Annotated in this window: 3 protein-coding genes; 1 reads left to right on the top strand and 2 read right to left on the bottom strand. The window is 67.9% G+C overall.

Going from position 1 to position 2093, the window contains the following annotated elements:
• Nucleotides 1–366 (bottom strand): TetR/AcrR family transcriptional regulator (locus WAN71_RS23870; protein WP_422227702.1); only part of this gene is annotated, 366 nt, incomplete at its 3' end.
• A 103-nt stretch (nt 367–469) separates the two neighbouring features.
• Between WAN71_RS23870 and WAN71_RS23865 the strand changes: the two genes are divergently transcribed.
• Nucleotides 470–697, top strand: coding sequence for a hypothetical protein (locus tag WAN71_RS23865; RefSeq protein WP_422227701.1), 228 nt, complete (start codon nt 470–472; stop codon nt 695–697).
• Between the two features lie 24 nt (nt 698–721).
• Here the strand turns inward: WAN71_RS23865 and WAN71_RS23860 are convergent.
• On the bottom strand, nt 722–2093 hold a 1372-nt coding region (locus tag WAN71_RS23860; RefSeq protein ID WP_422227700.1), incomplete at its 5' end, for an aldehyde dehydrogenase family protein.

Genomic DNA, 2093 nt, shown 5'->3' with positions numbered 1-2093 from the left:
GAGTAACACCGGATCGGAGCGGCCGAGGCCGACGTATGCGGCCCAGGCCGCGTGCGGGTGCTCCTGGTGGTACTGCATGTAGGCCAGGACGCCGTCCCGGGTTTCCTCAAACAACGACTGGCCTGGTGACGGCAGGGCGTTGGTGGTCTCGAACAGCTGGTCGGCCTGTCCTTTCACGACAGCGGCGAAGAACGCCCGCTTGTCCGGAAAGTAGTGATACATCAACGCGCGAGACACGCCGGCCCGCTCGGCGATCTCGTCGATTCGGACCTCGTCGTAGGGTCGTTGGCCGAAGACTTCCGCGCCTAAGGCCAGCAACTCGGCGCGGCGGTCGTCCGGAGATAACCGGCGCCGGGGCGTTCGCATAGACCAGATGGTACTGGTCGAACCTTCGCGCAGGCCGTCAACGCTCAGGATGCCTCTGCGAACATGTCATTGCCTACGCATCCGTCAATAATCGGGCCCTGGGGTGGCAGACGCCGCCGAGCCTTTCCTGTTCATCGGGTTGATTGCCAGCGTGCGACGGATCCTGATGGTGACCGCGGCGGCCGAGCAGCCACACTCGAGCCAGGACATGAACCGCCTCCTGCTCGAGCTGGGCGCGCTGGGGCTGCTGGTGATAGGAATCGCCGCGGCAATTCTGATGATTCGCTACAGTGCGCGGCACGCTCCGCCGACCGAGGGCGACGACGGCTGACTTAATCGGCGTCGTGCGGCGCTCTCAGCCGAAGTGCACGCCCTGGGCCAGCGGCAACTCGCCGGAGTAGTTGACGGTGTTGGTGGCACGGCGCATGTAGGCTTTCCAGGCGTCCGACCCGGATTCCCGGCCGCCGCCGGTCTGCTTCTCGCCGCCGAACGCGCCGCCGATCTCGGCGCCCGAGGTGCCGATGTTGACGTTGGTGATGCCGCAGTCGGACCCGTCGATGAAGCGTTCCGCCTCGCGCATGTCCGTGGTGAAGATCGCCGACGACAGGCCTTGAGGCACGGCGTTGTTCAGCGCGATGGCGTCATCGAGTTCGTCGTAGGCCAGCACGTAGAGGATCGGCGCGAACGTCTCGGTGTGCACGATCTCGGTTTGCGACGGCATCCGCACCACCGCCGGCGCGACGTAGTAGGCGCTCGGGTGGCCGATGTCGTGGCGCTCGCCGCCGACCACCTCGCCGCCGTCGGCGCGCGCCTGTTCGAGCGCGCCCACCATGTCGCGGTAGGCCGTCTCGTGGATGAGCGGACCAACCAGCGTGCCCTCAGTCGCCGGATCGCCGATCGGCAGCTGCCGATAGGCGGCGGCGATGCGCCGCACCACATCGTCGGCGACCGAGCGGTGCACGATCAGCCTGCGCAGGGTGGTGCAGCGTTGGCCGGCGGTGCCGGCGGCGGCGAACACGATGGCGCGCACCGCCAGTTCTAGGTCGGCCGATGGCGTGACGACGGCGGCGTTGTTGCCGCCCAGCTCCAGCAGCGACCGGCCGAATCGCCGCGCGACCCGGGGTCCGACCTGCTGACCCATCCGCACCGAGCCGGTCGCGGAGACCAGCGCGACCCGTTGGTCGTCGACGAGTTGCTCGCCGATCTGGCGGTCACCGGTGATCAGGGCGCAAACACGAGCCGACACCCCAACGTCACTGGCGGCCCGGTCAATCAGCGCCTGGCAGGCCAGCGCCGTCAGCGGGGTCAGCTCGGATGGCTTCCACACCACGGTGTCCCCGCAGACCAGCGCCACCGCGGTGTTCCACGCCCACACCGCGACCGGAAAGTTGAAGGTGGTGATCACCCCGACCACGCCGAGGGGATGCCAGGTCTCCATCAGCCGATGCCCCGGCCGCTCGGAGGCGATCGTGCGCCCGTAAAGCTGACGCGAGAGGCCGACGGCGAACTGGCAGACGTCGATCATCTCCTGCACCTCACCCAGTGCCTCGGCGGTGATCTTGCCCGTCTCGATGGTTACCAGGGTGGCGAGGTCTTGTTTGTACTCGGTGAGCAGCTCGCCCAGCCGGCCCACCAGTGCACCGCGTACCGGAGCCGGAGTGGCTCGCCAGCTGGAAAACGCTTGCGCGGCATCGGTAATGCTGCGCTCGGCCTGCTCCGAGGTGGTC

The sequence above is a fragment of the Mycobacterium sp. genome, from assembly GCF_049280035.1.
Classification (GTDB): domain Bacteria; phylum Actinomycetota; class Actinomycetes; order Mycobacteriales; family Mycobacteriaceae; genus Mycobacterium.
This window is presented reverse-complemented; position numbering and strand designations above follow the sequence as displayed.